The sequence below is a fragment of the Acinetobacter sp. ANC 4805 genome (assembly GCF_022549495.1).
In the GTDB taxonomy this organism is placed as follows: Bacteria; Pseudomonadota; Gammaproteobacteria; order Pseudomonadales; family Moraxellaceae; genus Acinetobacter.
In genome coordinates this window covers 1-19,153 of the sequence record NZ_JAKZGD010000005.1, presented here as the reverse complement: position 1 = coordinate 19,153, position 19,153 = coordinate 1, and the positions used below count along the sequence as shown (strand labels likewise).

Below are 19,153 nucleotides of genomic sequence, written 5' to 3'. Positions count from 1 at the left end.
AACCTCATTATGGCAAAGAAAATACCGAAGTATCCACTCTCTCAGCATTATCCAGCACTGACTAGTATTGCTCTAACAGTGATGCTCGGTATCGTCAGTTATTTTGGTTTGTTCTATCAACAAAAAGCCGTAGCCCAAGACTATTCAATCCGTGGATTTGATGTTTCACATCATCAAGGTGAGATTAACTGGAAAAAAATCTCTCCGATGCAATATCAATTCGTATATCTCAAAGCCACTGAAGGCGGTGATTTTAAGGATCGTAACTTTCAGGAAAACTGGCTTAAAGCACGTGAACAAGGCTTACATGTTGGAGCTTATCACTTCTACCGTCTCTGCCGTGATGGTACCGTTCAGGCTGAAAATTTTATTGCCACTGTGCCAAAGAAAGCAGATGCCTTACCGCCTGTGATTGACCTTGAATATGACAGTAATTGTATTAATACCTATACCAAAGAACAGTTACTCAAAGAAATTCAGATCATGAATGATCAACTCCATAAACATTATGGCAAACAACCTATCTTTTATATTTCCAAGACCTTTTATCACATTGTATTGATGGGTAGTTTTAGTAATACCCCATTATGGGTGAGAGATTATGAGGGTAAACCTGAATTAAAAGATGGGCGACAATGGCTATTTTGGCAACATAGCCAAAGTGGAAAAATAGAAGGTATTCCAAAACCTGTCGATCTGAATGTCTATGCAGAATCACCCAAACAGTGGCGTCTCTTTTTAAAACAACAAGGCATTGCAGATGCCAAGTGAACTACGCAAAATCATCCATATTGATATGGATGCCTTTTACGCATCGGTTGAACTCAAAGATCGCCCAGATCTGAAAGAATTACCTGTGGTGATTTCATCTCATCATCCGCGTGCAGTGATTGCAGCAGCATCGTACCCTGCTCGTGTCTTTGGTCTGCGCTCTGCCATGTCGATGGGGCAAGCTAAAAAGCTCTGCCCACAAGTTGTGGTGATTGAGCCTAATTTTGAAAAATATCGTGAAGTCTCAGCACAAATTCATCAAATTTTCCAACAATATACCCCCCTGATTGAGCCCTTATCTTTAGATGAAGCTTATTTGGATGTCACTGAAAACCTAAAAAATATTCCCAGTGCGACTGAAGTCGCGGCACACATTCGCGCTGATATTTTTGCAATAACAGGACTTACAGCTTCCGCTGGTGTAGCACCCAATAAATTTCTGGCAAAAATTGCCTCAGACTGGAACAAACCCAACGGTTTATTTGTGATTAAGCCCCATCAGGTACTCAATTTTATTCAGGATTTAGCCCTCAATAAAATTCCAGGAGTCGGTAAAGTCACACACGAAAAATTGCATCAATTAAATTTACATACGCTCGGCGATCTACAAAAGGTCGAAGAAAATGTCCTGATTCATCATTTTGGAAAATACGGCAAACAACTCTATTTATATGCACAAGGGATTGACCATCGTCCTGTCAAAGCCGAACGGGAACGTCAGCAAATTTCAAAAGAAATTACCTTTGACGATGATTACACGCTTGAGCAATGCAGTCACACATGGCAGCCCTTAGCTGAACAAGTATGGCGAAGTTTGAATAAAAAACAACTCACGGCTCGCGGTGTGAGCGTCAAACTAAAATTAAAAAATTTTCAGGTATTACAGCACAGTAAAAGCTTCAAGCAGGCATTACAATCTCAACAAGACTTAGGACAAGTGGTTTTGCAATTGCTCAATGAAATGCATATTGGCCCTACTTTTCAATTCCGTCTAGTCGGCGTAGGCGTCTATCAATTACAACCCTTACAGCAAGAATCACAGCTTTCTTTATGGTAGTGTCGTTTTTTTACACAAAAGCACGATTCAGACTAAAATTTATGTTTGCTTTTTATTCGGTTTTCAGTACTCTAAGCGGCGCAGTAACATTATCCTTGTTGCTTGCCCTTGCTAAAGAAATCCTCGCTTTTAGCATTTGCTCCTGTGGTTGGCGTGACGATCAAATCCGAATATTACAGGGCACTTTAGGTGTCCTTTTCTTATTTGTCTTTTATAAAAATCCTGAATACGGCTTTCCTCTTTCCTGACTTCAGTTAAACTAACATCATAAAATTAGAAAATATTGATTACTGATCATTATGAATCAAAAACAAATTCTCTGTATTGAAGATGAAGCCGCAATTGTGCTGCCCCTTCGTTATGCGCTTGAGCGAGAAGGTTGGAGTGTCAGTTGGGCAAATACAGGAACGCAAGCACTCGAATTACTCTCTCAACAGACTTTTGATTTTATTATTTTAGATGTGGGTTTACCTGATCTCAATGGTTTTGAAGTCTGCAAACAACTACGTCAAAAATATCAAACACCTCTATTGTTTTTAACCGCGCGTGATGACGAAATTGATCGTGTGGTCGGTTTAGAAATCGGGGCTGATGATTATTGCACCAAGCCTTTTAGCGCACGTGAAATTGTGGCACGAATCAAAGCAATATGGCGCAGAATGGAAGTACAAACGCAAAATATTCCACCACAACTACCAATCATTCAAACAGAAATTACTCTACACTCCGCTACGTGGATATGTAATCCGCAATCTCTACAAATTCAATATCATGGGCAAATGCTGCAACTGACGCGTTATGAATATCGTTTGTTGTTTTTACTAATTCAGCATCCAGAACAAGTGTTTAGCCGTCAACAACTCATGGATCATATTTGGGAACATCCTGAGCATAGTTTAGAACGAACGGTGGATACACATATCAAAAGTTTAAGGCAAAAGCTTAAACAAATTACCCCTGATGATCCTATTCGGACGCATCGGGGGTTTGGGTATAGTTTAATTCAAAGTTAATTAAATACTACAATCCTGCTTCGTCATTTTAATATCAGTAATAGGAGTATAATCTGAATAATAAACTTTAAAATTAAGCTGTGCGCCCTTATCCAATCGCTCTTTCATAGGTATATCTTTACAGATATTTTGAATAAGTTGTGGGACTCCATTAATTTCCCATTGCTCTTTTGAAAAATCATTTGCTGTAAAATGAATAAATCGAAAAACAAATATCAGCTCTTTATCTTGAGCAGTAATTTTTTCTAAATTCGTTTCTCTATCAACCTGCATTGGAAGATTTTTCTGCATAAAATTTGCATATAAAGATAATTGAAGAGCCAAATCATCTTTGATCCCTTCTTTACATAGGTTTTCTTGTGGTATTGTCAAATATTCTTCTGTGATATAAAGCTTTTTATCTTCCTTTTTAGTTACTACCATATAATAGTCATTATCAGTATAGCATTTTTCATTACCATACCTTGAAGCTTTTATTTTTGTAGAGTTCTGACCTCTAACTACGGTTACATTACTAAATTTTATTTGAGACCCTATTTTTTTAATTATTTCCATATTTTCTAAATAGAATTCTTTTGCTTTCTTACCTGACATACTCATCGAACGTTCTATACCATCAGATGCAATTCCTTTCATCGTAATTTTTGCATCATCAGCATACATATCCATTTCTTTAGCATCATTCAAATTAGAGAGTTCTTCATATTTTTTTAAGAACATCATATATTCTTGATCAGGATTTATTGCAAAGCAGCTTGTAGTACATAACAAACTAAAAATTAAGATTATCTTATTCAAAATTATTTCCTTAAATTTATCATTTTTAAAAAATTATGATGATGAATCTTAATATTTTCTAGCCCATTTTTCAATTTACCCACACTACTTAGTTCGATTAGTATTAAACTCAAACACAACAATTAAAACTCCACTTTTATTATGTCCATCTTTATCCGCATTTGGTTTTTCTTTAGCTTGGTGGTGGTACTGAGCCTCAGCTTTATTGCCTATACTCTGACTCAACAAGTCAAACCCAATGTACGACAAGTAGTTGAAGATACGCTCGCTGAAAATGCCAATATTATTGCGCAACTGATTGCCGAAGACGTCGATCAACAACAGGTCAATACCCCTGAGTTCGATCAGAAGATTCAAGCTGCTTTATCACGTCAACTTGATGCAACGATTTGGCAACATAAAAAAGATGAAATTAACCAACAACTATATATTACTAATCAACAGGGTATCGTCATTTACGATTCCGAAGGACAAGCCGTTGGGCAAGATTATTCTAAATGGAATGATGTTTACCTAACGCTACGTGGCAAGTACGGCGCACGCTCTACCGCCACCAATCCCAATGATCGAAGTAGCAGTGTGATGCATATTGCTGCACCAATTATCTATAAGCAACAATTACTCGGTGTGGTGAGTATCGGCAAACCCAATCAATCCGTACAACCCTATATTGAACGTGCCGAACAACAGCTCATTCATCAAGCCTTGTGGATTGCAGCGCTCAGCTTATTACTTGCTAGCATGGTGGCTTATTGGCTCAAACATAGTATCGATCGGGTGCGACGCTATGCCCAAGCACTCGCGCCTGTGAATCAAGCTCCGTTTTTCTATTCAGCCAAAGAGCTGAATCAAGTGACCCAAGCCCTGAGTGAAATGCGGGAAAAGTTGGAAGATCGTGCCTATGTTGAAAACTATGTCAATACACTCACCCATGAGCTTAAAAGCCCACTGACTGCGATTCAAGCCAGTGCAGAATTGTTACAGGATGATCTCCCCTTAGAAGATCAACAGCAATTTGCAACCCATATTGTGCAACAAGGTCAGCGTCTACAATCCTTAATCGAACGTATGCTATTACTGACACGACTCGAAAAAAATCAGCATGTTTTAGAATTTCAAATGCTCGATCTAAGCACACTGATTCAACAAGGTTTTCAGCAACAACAAAGCGCATTACAGCGTAAACAAATACAGATACGGCTTGATCTTCCTGAACATTGCTCAATCTATGCTGACCCATTTTGGCTAAAACAAGCCCTCAACAATCTATTGGATAATGCAAGAGATTTCTGCCCTGAACAAGGCTTGATTGCAGTTCAAGTGAAAGAGCATAGCGTTACGAACAGTATTGAAATTTTCTTGTTTAATGAGGCTGAAGCGATTCCTGAATACGCCCTGAAGCGTGTTTTTGAGACTTATTTTTCGCTACCACGTCCGCACAATCAACAACGAAGTACAGGAATTGGTCTTAGCATCGTGCAGCAAATTATTCAGCAACATCAAGGTAAAATTAGCATTCAAAATATCTCAAAAAATGCTCTCGATTTCTTAGGAAATCATAGTTCTGGCGTACTGGTCACACTGACACTTCATACAAACTTCACATAAGCTTCAAGCGGAACTCATCCGAAGCGCATCTCGATTCAGGATACTTGTCATATCACAATGACAATGGATTCCACCATGCACCGTAATTTTATTAATCTCAAAATAGGAGCAATTCTGTTCCTTATTTTGGTCTTTTATATTGGTCTTTTCTTTATTTCAAATTTGGTGACTGAACGCCAAAGCTATCAACAACAAGTGATTCGGGATATTGCCAATGAACAAATTCGACCACAGCAAGTCATTGCACCTTATTTAAAACTTCCTTATCAAATGCAAACCACATGTACCAATGAAGAAAAGAAGACCTATGATTGTACTCAAACCGTTTTTGTTACTTTAGGAGCAGAAACAGCAGACTGGACAGCACAATTTGACGTATCAGACAGCACTTACAAACGTAATATTTATAAAGCCATCAGCTATCAAAATACGATGTCTGGTAAGGGGGTATTTAAAGCGGTCGGCAATGAATCTCAACGCAACTATCTCTGGGATCAGGCTGAAATTATTTTCCCAATTCAGGATGCACGCGGGTTAAATGCCAAACCGATGTTTAATATTGATGGCAAAGCCTATAAATTCGATTTTGCTGAACAAAGCCAAGGTCAGCAAGGCTTTGATCTGATGCATATCACAGCAAAACAATATCCTGAGTTAATCCAGAAATTTCAACAAGGGTTTAAATTTAATCTGCAATTCAAGCTAGAAGGACTCAATAAATTTACATTTCTTCCCACCAGTAATGAAATGACCTATCAAGCCGCAGGTAACTGGGGCGATGTCAAATATGATGGACAAAGTTTACCGTTTCAAAAGCCCCGTAAAAAACAACAATTCCAAGCAAATTGGAAGAATATCGCTTTAGGCAAACGTAATTTAGACAGCATTTCCATGTGTGAAAATAGCCAGTGCTTTTATCAACTTCTAAACAATCAAAGCTATCCTGTCAGTGCTGTAGATGCTGCTAAAGATTCATCTACAACCAATATTTCAGGTATTTCAACTCAGTTCTTACAACCTGTGAATATTTATACTCAAACTGATCGTGCCATTAAATACGGCATCATGATCATTATTATTACCTTTGGTTGCTTCTTCTTATTCGAGGTCTTAAAAAGCCTTAAAATTCATCCCGTCCAATATGCGTTAGTTGCTATGGCACAAGGCGTGTTCTTTGTATTATTACTTTCAATCAGTGAATACTATGCGTTTGCATTAGCCTATTTAGTTGCTGCAATTGCCTGTATCAGCTTAATTACATGGTATTTATACTTTGTTGTTCAAGGCTTTAAAGCAGCACTGCTCTTTGGTCTTATGCTCAGTGTTCTTTACGGCATGATGTATCTACTGCTGCAATCCAGTGGCAAAACCTTTTTATTTGGTTCTATTCTTTCCTTCATTCTTATCGCCTGCGTCATGTTTATTACTCGTCATGTCAATTGGTATCAATCAGAACAACAAACCATATAAATCGAGTTGGGTGAAATTCTCATTTCGCCCAAGCACTAAATCATATTAATAGGAATAAAATAATGTACCCAACCACTTATTCAGCATTAAGCCAAATAAAACAGCTTTGCCCTGTGCATAGTTCTATCGCCACTTGCCTAAATCAACTACGCCAAGCCAAAATCCAGTTTCTCAATTTAGGTAATATGATTATTTGCCCACAACAACATTGTATTTTATTTTTTCAACAGCGTAATTTAATGGAAATAGAAACTTTTTCAGCCTGATTCAAACAAAATTACACTGTGGCAAAAGGTCATCAAGTACAATTCTAGCTATTAACTTTGATGAGGTAATTCTTTATGGCTGTGCAAAGACTCCATGTCACTTCACGTTATTGCGAAGTCGCAATTTCAGGAAACTTAGTTCATTTGGCGGGTCAACTGGCAGATGATACCAGTGTTGATGTCACTGCACAGACACAACAAACTTTAGATAATATTGATCGTCTACTTGCAGAAGCTGGCACAGATAAAACGCATATTTTATCTGTGCTGATCTTCTTAAAAGACATTGAAAATGATTATGCCGCTATGAATGCTGTATGGGATCAGTGGATTGCTGAAGGGCACCCTCCTGCACGCACTTGTGTAGAATCTAAACTCTATACACCTGATGTGTTAGTCGAAATGACCGTCACAGCAGTACGTCCCTAGTTAAGATGATTTTGCTGTAAGCACATTATATTTCATCACGCGCTCGGCTTTTGATATAGCAGTAACAGGAATCTTGGATTCAAACACATCTAGCACAAGATCTTCACGTAATTCCTGCTCAGTTGGAATACTGCTATAACGCAGCACTTTATACCCAGCTAACTCTAATAAGCTATCCTGATAATGCTTCTGGTGCAAACGATTGACATAAGACTCATCAGCAATTTCAATAATTGCAAGCACTTGGTGTTGCTGATCGAGTACCACAAAATCAGCAACCAAGCCCTGATACTTACGACGTGTATGCATATATTTTGTTGTCAATAAGGCATCAAAAGACACATGCGCCAAAATCGTATGACGAGGTAAAACAGCCTGTAAACGCATTAAGGTGATTTGCTCAGAAATATTGAGAATACCACGGCGTTTCAGTGGGCTGTCCTGACGTCGGTTTTGATGCAAGTGCCGAAGAATCAGCGCTGTAATCAACAATAATCCAACTATTGTCATGAAATAGTACATTTCTAACGAATCCCTTTAGATTTTTTATAATCATTTCTGGCTTCAAGCCATTTTTTTAATCATCAGTTACAACGATAGTTAAAATCATTTTCGCAGTGTAACTTAATTGTTTTTAATCGAGCATCCCTCGTCGACCAAAGTCTTAAAAGCGTTCCACCTCTTTATTTATAATCATCATACACCAAATATTCAAGTTGATATTGTCAATATATGTTTCTATAAATTGTACTTTTATGAGCAGATTGTGACCACATCATTATTTCTGTATCAAAAAAGAAGGCATGATGACTCATGCCTTCTTAAAATTCAGTTTAACGCGGTGCTTTCGACTTAGGCTTTGGCTTCCCTGAAAATGGTCTTTTCTCACCCGTTTCACGTGGTGGTAAACCTGTATGTTGGGTCAATATTTGCCCTTTTTGCGGACGTTTTTGCCCTGTCGACTGGCGTGGCTGTCCTTGCTCAGAACGTTTAGCCGAATCACCAGCAACCGTCGAGTTTTTCTTACGTGCAGACTTATATTCACCTTCGGCCGTACCTTGTGGCTGATAAGTTGGAATCAAATGCTGTTTTGAATTACCAATCAAATCAACACGCCCCATTTCTTTTAAAGCTTCACGCAATAAAGGCCAGTTATTTGGATCATGGTAACGTAAGAATGCTTTATGTAAACGACGGCGTTTTTCACCTTTCACAATATCTACATTTTCAGTATAACGTGCCACTTTAGAGAGTGGATTCTTACCTGTGTAGTACATTGTCGTTGCGGTTGCCATAGGTGATGGATAGAAGGTTTGTACCTGATCGGCACGGAAACCATTCTTTTTCAACCAAATCGCCAAGTTCATCATGTCATAGTCGGTCGTACCCGGATGCGCCGCAATAAAGTAAGGAATTAAATATTGTTCCTTCCCTGCTTCCTTACTGAAACGTTCAAACATTTGTTTAAAACGATCATACGTCCCAATTCCCGGTTTCATCATCTTCGACAATGGACCTTGTTCGGTATGTTCAGGCGCAATTTTTAAATAACCACCCACATGGTGCTGTACCAGTTCTTTCACATACTCAGGGTTGAGTACAGCCAAGTCATAACGTAAACCTGAACCAATCAGAATCTTCTTCACACCTTTGATTTCACGTGCTTTACGATAAAGCTGAACCAATGGTGCATGATCGGTATGTAAGTTTTGGCAAACACCAGGATAAACACAAGACGGTTTACGGCAATTCTTTTCAATCTCAGGATCATTACAGTGCAAACGATACATGTTTGCAGTTGGGCCACCTAAGTCCGAAATAATGCCTGTAAATTGAGGTGCAGTATCACGAATTTTTTCGATTTCACGCAAAATCGAATCTTCAGAACGGTTTTGAATAATACGACCTTCATGCTCGGTAATCGAACAGAAAGTACATCCACCAAAACAACCACGCATGATATTGACCGAGAACTTGATCATATCAAATGCAGGGAAACGGGCATCGCCATACGCTGGATGCGGTAAACGTGCATAAGGTAAATCAAATACATAGTCCATTTCCTCAGTCATGAGAGGAATAGGAGGTGGATTAATCCAAACATCACGTTCACCATGACGCTGTACCAATGCACGGGCATTACCTGGGTTGGTTTCTAAATGCAGAATACGGTTGGCATGTGCATAAAGTACTTGATCATTCGCCACTTCTTCAAATGAAGGCAAACGAATGACTGCAAATTCACGTGGTGGCAATTTATGCTTAATTGCTTTTGAGGGCGCAGGTCTTAACTGCACAATTTGCGTATCTGGATCTAACTTATCGCCTTCACGCACAATTGGATTGGCAACGATCTCTTTTTGGAAGTTCTGATACTGTGCCAGTGAGTTGCCTTTTTCTTTTTCAACTTCACAACCATCAATATCTTCCGTCATCACATACGGGTTGATAATCTGATCAACACGCCCGATGGTATCGACATCATTACTCGCGATTTCAACAAATTTGGCTTTAGACTTTTTATTATGTTTATTCACAATAAATGCCGTGCCACGAACATCTGTAATATCTTGGATTTTTTCACCTTTGGCTAAACGATGCATCACTTCGATAATCGAACGTTCACCATTCCCATACATTAATAGATCCGCTTTTGAATCCATTAAAACCGAACGGCGTACTTTATCAGACCAATAATCGTAATGAGCAATACGGCGTAAACTCGCCTCAATCCCACCGAGTAGGACAGGTACATCAGGAAAAGCTTCTCGACAGCGCTGGCAGTAAACTGTTGCTGCACGGTCAGGGCGTTTATTTGGCTCATTATTTGGCGAATAAGCATCATCCGAACGAATTTTACGATCTGCCGTATAACGGTTAATCATCGAATCCATATTGCCTGCGGTAACTCCCCACGCAATTGTTGGTTTGCCCAAGACACGGAAACTTTCAGCATTGGTCCAATCTGGTTGTGCAATAATTCCAACACGGAAACCTTGTGCTTCGAGTACGCGACCGATCACGCCCGATACAAACGATGGATGGTCGATATAGGCATCACCACACACCAAAATAAAGTCACATGCATCCCAACCGAGTAGATCCATTTCTTCTCGTGACATCGGCAAAAAAGGTGCGGGTTCAAAACACGACGCCCAATATTTGTCGTAATCAAACAACGCTTTTGGCGCGGTCTGCATGGTGTAGGCAGTAGACATGGCTTGCGAATCTCGGCTAGCTGAAATGCTGGGATAGCATCAAAGATGAAAGCCGATCATTTTAACATGAATTCCACTCATTTTTATAGGTTAAAAAACAAACAGTGTCATTTCCCTCAAAGGTATTTGTAACCATCTGAGGAAATCAAAGCATAAGATGTTGATCATTATTATTCTTCGTTTAAGAAACCTTCTTTAATCTCCGAAGGTAAATCTTGATGCCACCATGCATAAATAGAGGCTTTAATTTCTTCATCTTCATCAGGATCATTCAATGGCTCATCATCTTCACGGATTAGTTCATCGCCATCAAATTTGAACCAAAACTCCCATGGATCATCATCACCACAGCCCCATGCTTGTACAGTAATCTCAGGCACTAAGGCTTTTAAAAAGACTAAAATATTTTCGATGATCTCATCGCCTTCTGAACCATGTACAAAATCTAAAACGGCGTATCCAGCAATATAATTTAAAGTCTCTGGTCGCAAATCATATTCAATCGAATCGACTTGATCTAATAAATCTTGTGCCAGTTCCGCACTTTCTGGATTAATTATTGAGGCTACTTCTAAAAACTTTTCCGAACTTCCTTCATGATCTTTGAACAGTGTTTCTAATTGTCCCATTAGCTGTGCATCAGGATGTGTATAATAAACTCGACTATGTAATTCCATTTATCTCCCCCAATTTTAATATCGTATTCATGCCCAATACGGCACTTGTTTAAATTACTAAATTTTAAGGACTTCGATCAAGTTTACGCGACTTCAATTGTCGTTTTATTTTCGTTTTTCATTAAGTGTATCGCGAGCGCAAAACCAATCACTAAGACCACACCGACACTCAAGTTAATCCCCACCCAACCAAAGTTTTCCCAAATCAAACCACCACTACTGCCAAGTAAACTTGAGCCGATGTAATAGCAGAATAAATACAGCGAAGAAGCAACTGCTCGATATTGCACAGCTTGCACTGAGACCCAACTACTTGCTGTTGAATGTGCAGCAAAAAATGAAAACGTGAAAATCGTCAATCCCAGTAAAATTGCCCACAGCGACGGAATAAGCGTAATGAACAAGCCAACCATCATGCTAAATAATAAAAAAGGCAGCACTTTTGCTCGACCATATTGATATCCCCATTGCGCAGCTTTCGGTGAACTATAAATTCCAGCAAGATAAGCAATCGAGATCAAACCAATCCATGTTTGTGATAGGTGAAAGGGAGCTTCCAACAAGTGATAACTAATATAGTTAAACACGGTGACCAAGCACCCCATCAAGATAAAACCTTGGGCAAATAAAATCCGTAATTTAGTATCTTTTAAATTTTGTTCAAATGCCGCTTTAAAACGGGAAAATCGGAACGGATATGGTTTGAAATGTTGTGACTTTGGCAATAACAGATAAAATAAACAGGCAATAATAAAATTCAGTAAGCCAATAATATAAGTCGCCGATTGCCAAGAAATAAAATCAACCAATACTCCTGCAATCAGACGTCCACCCATCCCGCCAATCGCTGTACCTGAAATATAAAGCCCCATTGCAAAACCAATATCTTTCTGTGCGATCTCTTCCCCGATATAAGTCATTGCAACAGCAGCCACACCACTCACGGCTAAACCAATAAAAATACGGGTGCTAAGAAAAATTTCCCAAATTGGAAATGAGGCACTAATTAACAATAAAATCGAAACGAGGAATAAAGCACAAACCATAATCGATTTACGCCCAAAGCGATCAGAAATAAAGCCTGTAAACAGCAGTCCAATCGCCAAAGCAACGGTTGAAAAAGATAATGGAAAACTACTATGCGTCGGCGTGACCTGAAAGAATTTTGCAAAAATTGGCATCATCGGTTGTACACAATACAACGATGAAAATGACGCAAAACCAGCAAAGAACAAAGACCATAAAATCGCAGTAAACGATTTCGAACCATATTCAATATGGGTTGGGCGTAGCACTGACTCAGACATTCGGACTCCTTATGCCTGATCAGTATACGCTTTCAGCCAAAATGCGGAATGATCATTTCGGCTATTTTTACCGTCAACTTAAAATAACGCTTTCGGCAAACGAATCTGAATGATTTCATTATCATCAGCTTGCTTCGCATTACGTCCTGATGATCCAGGGAAATTGTTGTCATTCAATACTGTCAGGGTCGTTGCATTCTCAATGACGACATCTTCAATGGTTTCAAATGGGAACGCAAACAGCGTACCTGTCCCAATATCACCTTCTCGCACAGCACCAAACAAGGCATTCGGATTGGCAATTTTGATTAAATCGACTAGATCTTCACGCGCTACGACCTGCTTCGGCTCATTCAATTTAATCCGAATCAGTTTCTTATAACCGCCTAGATTATTTTGGCTAGCATCACGTTCAATAATGATCCCTTCTTTGTCATTAAAAAGTTGGAAATCTCCAATATTGGTCGCTTTACTATCAAGCACAAACCAATAGTACAGTCCCGTATAGGCTTTTTTCTGGAGATCGAACTGAGAAATCAACAATTTCCCCGTCGAATCATTCAACAATGGTTTTTCCAGTAAAGGATACAAATATTTGCCATCAGGTGAAATCGCCATTCCTTCAAAACCACTACTCCGCCCAACCAAAGGCTCGACATAATTGATCTTGGCTTTATTGAACTGGTTTTGTGGTGAACGCAATTCTTGCACTGGATTCAATGGATTTGGGAGTGGAACAGGCGCATCTAATAATATTCCCTCTGCTGAGAAATGTAACAGATACGGACCAAACTCATCCCCAATCCAATAACTGCCATCTGCTACGCGTTGCATCGACTCAGGATCGAAATCCGCACCCGTCAATAAACGTTCCGAGGTATTGCCATTGATAATCTCAAAAGGAATTAACTTATTTGGATCGCGTAACTGAATAAAGCTTTGTACAGTGACCTGCCCTGTACCTTTCGCTTTGGTTTTAAAGTCAGGCTTTAATTTATAAATCCGAAGTAAAAAGTCAGCCGAGTTATCTTGTGTACCAAAACCATTATCCGCCATCGCCATATAGCTGCCATCTTCATTTTTTAAAGCAGCAGAGAAACCTTGTACAGGTTGTCCTTTAAAGGGTGGATAGATGCCATTCGCACCACTCACTGCTTTACCAGAATCAGGACCTGCCGCATAAGTTGCCACAGAAAGTTTTGCAAAAGAAATAAGCGTTGGTTCTGTAACTTTATCTGTCGATGTAGTTTGCTCTTGATTATCATCATTACAAGCTGTCATACCCAAAGCGGTACAGCAGAAAAGCATCACTAAAGTTGTTTTGTTCATAATTTTATACGTTTGGTAAAAATTAGAATAAATTTAAACAAGCTTTGATGACGTTTTTACTGCAATAAAATGAAGCCTTTATGGCGAAAAGATGACAACCCAAAACCGTGATATATCACATCACTACAAAGTAGCGAGTAGAAGTCACCTCTCCATGTAATAAAATTTTGTACGCAAAAACGTACACCGCTTGCGGTGATTGACGAATATACAGCAATACATTAAATGCCTAATATATAAATCATAGAGAGACAGGATGTCTCATTCAGAATAACAAGAAGCACAGGATGTGGTCATTGACAGGAGTTGGTGGCAAGAAACCAAATATGAGAAAGCCTCGACAGGATGTCGGGGCTTTTTTATTAATCAACTACCATATTCACATGATCATAAAATAACTGTTATTGACTCATCTATGTGCTGTTAATACCATCCATTTAACTTAACGCTAACGGTTTATTATCTTGCAACTCATCTCCATTCACCCTGATCAACAGCAATCTATAAAAAAATTAAAAAAGCTGATTCTTCAAATAAGTTTGATTGTGATCGCAATCAATATGACAGCTTGCAGCAGTTTAAGTGGATCATTTGCCAATCGTTCGAGTCAATTATCTTCAGGGCTACAAAATGCCTATTCGGTATCACCGAATACTGCAAATCGCTTATCGCCTATGATTATTCAAAGTGCTGAGCGTTACGAAGTGTCACCGACCTTGCTTGCTGCTCTCATCCGCCAAGAATCAAACTACAATAGCTCAGCTCGTTCTCCCACGGGTGCAGTTGGCTTAACTCAGATTATTTCGAGTCATTGGCGTCAGTCTTGCCCAGGTAATTTGTATGATGAAAATGTCAATATTAATTGCGGTGCTTATGTGCTTGCGACTTACTATAAATCAGCAGGTAGTTGGTCAAAAGCTGTAGCGTATTACAATGTAGGGCCTACAGGTTATGAACGCAGTTTTTGGACACGCCATAAAGCCAAGAAATATGCGCGTTCCGTAAAACATCACGAAAAAATACTTAAAAAAGCACTTTAAACATGAACCAATTAAAAAACCATGCCTTTACAGCATGGTTTTCTCTTTGCTGAATAACCAATTACGCTTCGTCAAATAGACCGTCAAATAACACTGAAGACAAATAACGCTCACCGCTATCAGGTAAAATTACAACAATCGTTTTGCCTGCATTTTCAGGGCGTTCTGCAAGTTGGGCCGCCGCCGCTAATGCTGCGCCGCTTGAGATACCGACTAAGATTCCTTCTTGCGTTGCACACTTTCTTGCCCATTCGATCGCATCAGTACTATTCACAGGCAAAACTTCATCAACGAGATCTAAATCTAAGTTTTTAGGAATGAAGTTTGCGCCAATCCCCTGAATTTTATGCGGCGCAGGTGTAATGCTTTCACCATTTTTTGTTTGAGTGATAATTGGAGATTCTGCTGGTTCAACCGCAACAGAATAAAGAGGTTTATTCTGGACTTGCTCAAAGTAGCGTGAAATACCCGTAATCGTACCACCTGTACCGACACCCGCCACAAGAATGTCAACTTGACCATTGGTTGCCTGCCAAATCTCAGGACCTGTGGTATCCACATGAATTTGAGGATTGGCTGGATTCTCAAATTGTTGTGGTAGGAAATAAAGCTCTGGATTTTCAGTCGCTAAACGGACGGCTTCATCAACAGCACCTTTCATACCTTTTGCTGGCTCAGTTAAAACGAGATTTGCACCTAATGCCTTGAGTACTTTTCTACGCTCTAAACTCATACTTGCAGGCATGGTTAAAGTAATTGGATAGCCTTTTGCTGCGGCAACAAACGCCAAAGCAATACCTGTATTGCCACTGGTTGGCTCAACAATATGCATGCCTGCTTTAAGCACTCCACGTTTTTCCGCATCTGCAATCAATGCTGCACCAATACGGCATTTTACTGAAAATGCTGGATTACGGCTTTCTACTTTTGCCAGTACTGTAGCATCTGATTGAATCAAACGATTGATACGAACTAAAGGTGTATTGCCTATCGCTTCTGCATTGTTTGCATAAACAGCGATACCTAGGTTGGCAGGTGTTGGAAATTGTTGATCAGTAGACATGTTATTTCCTTATTAGATTTGGAATGATTCTCAGTCATTATAGGCTTGTCAGCCAAGGAGGAAAGTAGAAAGCGTTAAGATTTATGAAAAAGGATATTTTCGAACCATTAGGCTTTATTGCACAAATATTTAAAAGCCGAAAATTTTCTAATTCACTCAAATTTAAGGCACAACTCGGGTGTGAGGTCGGCCTAATTCAGTAAATTTATTTAAGACTGCCACACGTGCATGAATCTCGTTGACTTGACTGTCAAAATTCCTAGCACTGAGTTTATCGCCTAATAACTTAATGCAATGCATCTTAGTTTCAACCAAACCTCTCCGATGATAGCCTGACCATTTTTTTCATAGTGTCCTGCCTAAACGTTTAACTGTTCGAAGTAATTCATTTCGCTCCTGAGAATGTGCTTTTGTATCTTTCCATGGTCTTGCATTTTTTCTGGGTAGAATCACCGCATGCGCTTGTCGATCCGCAATGACTTGACGACATCTTTTTGTGTCATAAACACCATAGGTATAGACAGAGTCTATTCGCTCATCAAGCGGAATCTGACCAAGTAAATTATCAATTACCTGTGAAATCACTGATATTGTTCGTTATGAGCTGAACGGCCCGTATTTGCAATGTTTCAGCATCTATACCAATGTGGAGTTTACGCCATTGGCGACGATATTCAGGCTGATGTTTCTTCCTTTTCCATTCACCTTCACCTAAAAACTTTAAACCTGTAGAGTCCACGAGCAAGTGAAGCCCATCACTACTTTTTTGATAGCGAATTGCAATATCAATATACTTCTGTCTTCTGCACAGCGTGGAATAATCTGGTGCTGTCCAATCTAATCCACAGAGTTTAGCTAGACTCTGAACAAAGCCCGTGACCATACGTAAAGAAAGACGAAACAGAGCTTTGATCATCAAACAGTACTGAATTGCGGTATCAAAATAGGTTTGATTTCTGCCATGCTTAGCTTGTGGCTGAGCATACCATTGAGTCTGAGTGTCAAACCAAATGGAGATGTTTCCTCTGTTTATTAATGCTCTGTTATAAGAGGACCTATTGGTTGTGCGATAAATTTTGGATGCAGGTTTCTTCATTTGGAAATTATATTGCTGAAGAAGCCTTTAAGAACAACTTTGTGCAACAAAGCCTAATAATACTTAACCATAAAAAAACACCCATTAAATTAGACCAAAAACAATCTAATTTTCAAAGTGTTATAAAACAATAGAGCTTTCTGATATCAACTTGATTATAAAGTAACTCACTCACATAAACGCCATATCTAGGTCATAAAACCTAACAAAAGAAGAACTCATTGAGCTAATATCACCGAACTTCGGCGAATTGCTTTACCTGGTCGAGCATCAACTACAAGCGCTCCAGCAGAGATAACAGGAATACCATTAACCAAGACATATTTCATGCCGACTGAGGGAAGATATGGTTGAGTGAATGTTGCTTTATCCTGTACCTTATTTAAATCAAATACAATAATATCTGCATCCATTCCAACCTGAATACGACCTTTATTCCGCATTTGTGGGACTGACTTTTCTAGAATCTGTGCTGGAATCAATGATGATTTACGAATAGCTTCAGGTAGAGGAAGTACTTTACGCTCACGAACCCATTGTGCAAGAAGTCGTGTATAAGTACCCGCGCCACGAGGATGAGCAAAAACCTCTGAGGATGCTGGCCACATATTAGGATCAGCCAGTAGACCAGTTCGTTTATCAGTCCATGGCATGCCATCAGTAGCAATCGCTGCACCAGAGAGTAAAACAGAACGGTCTAGAATGTCTTGTTCTTTGGGTAAATCTAGAAAATGAAAGACAATCACTGAACCTGGTGCTTCAGCTCTCGTTTTCGCAAAACTAGCATCATCTAATGCATGTCCATTCAACTCAATACTACTACTTTGAATTGATTTCCGTTGCCTCGCTTCTTCTGAAAATAGCGCTGAGCCAATCGTTGTACTCGATGCCCCATAAGTATACGCTTCTGTTGTGATCGCTAATCCTCGTTTCTGCGCAGCAAGTATCATCGCACTTGTCGTTTCAATATCTTTCAAACTACTACTATTAAGATGGCAAATATGCGCTTGGCTCCCCGTTGTTACTGCGATAGAAATAACATCACCAACACTTTCTGCTGCACTATTAGGATCATTTGCATAATCACCACTAACATGTATAAAGGTTGGTACCTTATATTTAGCGGCTAATGCATTAACAGCCATGAGTTCTTTATAACCACCACCAGGTGCGTAACCAGCATTAATTCCTATACCAAGTGCCCCTTCACTTAGACCTTGTTCAAGATTTCCGACTATTTTCGTTACTTGATCTGGAGTTGCAGCATCATTTACCCATTTACTATATGAAAATGCCTTTTGAAACCAAATTAAATCAGGTTCTGGTACTAAATTTTCCATCACGGCAATTCGAGAATATGTCCATGCAGCGGAAGTACCATAATTAAGAACACGACCGATTTTCTTTTGATCAGCATACCATGAGCTAATTGGTAAAATTCCTGATTCCAATTCTAAGGCTGTGGTTACACCATCGAATGCTTGCATACGATCCGCAAGAATTGTTTGCCCATGTGAATGAAGATCAATGAATCCAGGTGCTACTATCAGTCCTTTGACATCAAGTTCTTTCTTTCCTTTTAATTTTTCATTTGTCACAACAACAATACGCCCGTCAATGATACCAATATTACGAATACCATCTAGACCACTTTCTGGGTCAATAACCCTCCCACCAGAAATGACAATATCATATGGCACTTTTTCTTGCGCAAATCCATCAGCACAATTTAACAGTGCCAATATGCTGAAACTTCCGAAAAAGAGTCGATACATTTTTAAATTAAGCATAATAATTATTATTCCATTGGTATTTTTGATTATAATTTAAACATCATATACATCATGATGAGATGATGTAAAGAATTTGATGGTGCGAATGCAGCCTAATTTTTTATTCCACGCAATAAAAAACACCCCCCTCAGCATTAGCGGAGGGGGTGATTTAATTTAAAAGCTGGCGATGACTTACTCTCACATGGCAAACGCCACACTACCATCAGCGCTAAGAG

Annotated in this window: 16 protein-coding genes and 1 pseudogene; 8 read left to right on the top strand and 9 right to left on the bottom strand. The window is 39.2% G+C overall.

Annotated elements, in window-relative coordinates:
- Positions 1 to 9 precede the first annotated feature (9 nt).
- The 3 genes from MMP60_RS07930 to creB all read left to right on the top strand — a co-directional run bounded on the left by MMP60_RS07930 (position 10) and on the right by creB (position 2,841).
- Positions 10 to 771 carry a glycoside hydrolase family 25 protein gene (locus MMP60_RS07930; protein WP_241335761.1) on the top strand — a complete coding sequence of 254 codons (762 nt, stop codon included), beginning with the start codon at positions 10 to 12 and terminating at the stop codon, positions 769 to 771.
- A complete protein-coding gene (gene dinB / locus MMP60_RS07925; protein WP_241335760.1) occupies positions 761 to 1,828 on the top strand; it encodes a DNA polymerase IV in 1,068 nt (355 codons plus the stop codon). Before MMP60_RS07930 ends, dinB begins: the two co-directional genes overlap by 11 nt.
- Before the next feature lie 296 nt (positions 1,829 to 2,124).
- Entirely contained in the window at positions 2,125 to 2,841 is a 717-nt protein-coding gene (gene creB, locus MMP60_RS07920; RefSeq protein WP_241335977.1) for a two-component system response regulator CreB, read from the top strand.
- On the opposite strand, the gene MMP60_RS07915 is transcribed toward creB, so the two are convergent.
- Positions 2,842 to 3,639: a hypothetical protein gene (locus MMP60_RS07915; protein WP_241335759.1), complete on the bottom strand. Its 798-nt coding sequence runs from the start codon at positions 3,637 to 3,639 to the stop codon at positions 2,842 to 2,844.
- A gap of 141 nt (positions 3,640 to 3,780) precedes the next feature.
- Between MMP60_RS07915 and creC the strand changes: the two genes are divergently transcribed.
- From creC to MMP60_RS07895, 4 genes are all read left to right on the top strand, one after another.
- A complete protein-coding gene (creC, locus tag MMP60_RS07910; RefSeq protein ID WP_277603703.1) occupies positions 3,781 to 5,247 on the top strand; it encodes a two-component system sensor histidine kinase CreC in 1,467 nt (488 codons plus the stop codon).
- A gap of 75 nt (positions 5,248 to 5,322) precedes the next feature.
- The gene (creD, locus tag MMP60_RS07905; RefSeq protein ID WP_241335758.1) at positions 5,323 to 6,717 is read left to right on the top strand and encodes a cell envelope integrity protein CreD; all 1,395 of its coding nucleotides are present in this window, start codon (positions 5,323 to 5,325) and stop codon (positions 6,715 to 6,717) included.
- 62 nt (positions 6,718 to 6,779) lie between these two features.
- Positions 6,780 to 6,983: a hypothetical protein gene (locus MMP60_RS07900; RefSeq protein ID WP_241335757.1), complete on the top strand. Its 204-nt coding sequence runs from the start codon at positions 6,780 to 6,782 to the stop codon at positions 6,981 to 6,983.
- Between the two features lie 75 nt (positions 6,984 to 7,058).
- A complete protein-coding gene (locus MMP60_RS07895; RefSeq protein ID WP_241335756.1) occupies positions 7,059 to 7,412 on the top strand; it encodes a RidA family protein in 354 nt (117 codons plus the stop codon).
- Here the strand turns inward: MMP60_RS07895 and MMP60_RS07890 are convergent, their stop codons facing one another.
- The 5 genes from MMP60_RS07890 to MMP60_RS07870 all read right to left on the bottom strand — a co-directional run bounded on the left by MMP60_RS07890 (position 7,413) and on the right by MMP60_RS07870 (position 13,943).
- The gene (locus MMP60_RS07890) at positions 7,413 to 7,934 is read right to left on the bottom strand and encodes a DUF2726 domain-containing protein (RefSeq protein WP_241335755.1); all 522 of its coding nucleotides are present in this window, start codon (positions 7,932 to 7,934) and stop codon (positions 7,413 to 7,415) included.
- A 311-nt stretch (positions 7,935 to 8,245) separates the two neighbouring features.
- Positions 8,246 to 10,630 carry a YgiQ family radical SAM protein gene (locus MMP60_RS07885; RefSeq protein WP_241335754.1) on the bottom strand — a complete coding sequence of 795 codons (2,385 nt, stop codon included), beginning with the start codon at positions 10,628 to 10,630 and terminating at the stop codon, positions 8,246 to 8,248.
- A 170-nt stretch (positions 10,631 to 10,800) separates the two neighbouring features.
- A complete protein-coding gene (locus MMP60_RS07880) occupies positions 10,801 to 11,307 on the bottom strand; it encodes a hypothetical protein (RefSeq protein ID WP_241335753.1) in 507 nt (168 codons plus the stop codon).
- A gap of 83 nt (positions 11,308 to 11,390) precedes the next feature.
- On the bottom strand, positions 11,391 to 12,614 hold the full coding sequence (locus MMP60_RS07875) for an MFS transporter (protein ID WP_241335752.1): 1,224 nt from the start codon (positions 12,612 to 12,614) through the stop codon (positions 11,391 to 11,393).
- A gap of 78 nt (positions 12,615 to 12,692) precedes the next feature.
- Positions 12,693 to 13,943: an esterase-like activity of phytase family protein gene (locus MMP60_RS07870; protein WP_241335751.1), complete on the bottom strand. Its 1,251-nt coding sequence runs from the start codon at positions 13,941 to 13,943 to the stop codon at positions 12,693 to 12,695.
- Positions 13,944 to 14,503: 560 nt separating this feature from the next.
- On the opposite strand from MMP60_RS07870, the gene MMP60_RS07865 reads away from it, so the two are divergent.
- On the top strand, positions 14,504 to 14,983 hold the full coding sequence (locus MMP60_RS07865; RefSeq protein ID WP_241335750.1) for a lytic transglycosylase domain-containing protein: 480 nt from the start codon (positions 14,504 to 14,506) through the stop codon (positions 14,981 to 14,983).
- Positions 14,984 to 15,044: 61 nt separating this feature from the next.
- Here the strand turns inward: MMP60_RS07865 and cysK are convergent, their stop codons facing one another.
- From cysK to MMP60_RS07850, 3 genes and pseudogenes are all read right to left on the bottom strand, one after another.
- Positions 15,045 to 16,046, bottom strand: a complete 1,002-nt coding sequence (cysK, locus tag MMP60_RS07860; RefSeq protein ID WP_241335749.1) for a cysteine synthase A — start codon at positions 16,044 to 16,046, stop codon at positions 15,045 to 15,047.
- 162 nt (positions 16,047 to 16,208) lie between these two features.
- Positions 16,209 to 17,142, bottom strand: a pseudogene (locus tag MMP60_RS07855) (IS5 family transposase).
- 218 nt (positions 17,143 to 17,360) lie between these two features.
- A complete protein-coding gene (locus tag MMP60_RS07850; RefSeq protein WP_241335748.1) occupies positions 17,361 to 18,932 on the bottom strand; it encodes an amidohydrolase family protein in 1,572 nt (523 codons plus the stop codon).
- Between the last annotated feature and the right edge of the window lie 221 nt (positions 18,933 to 19,153).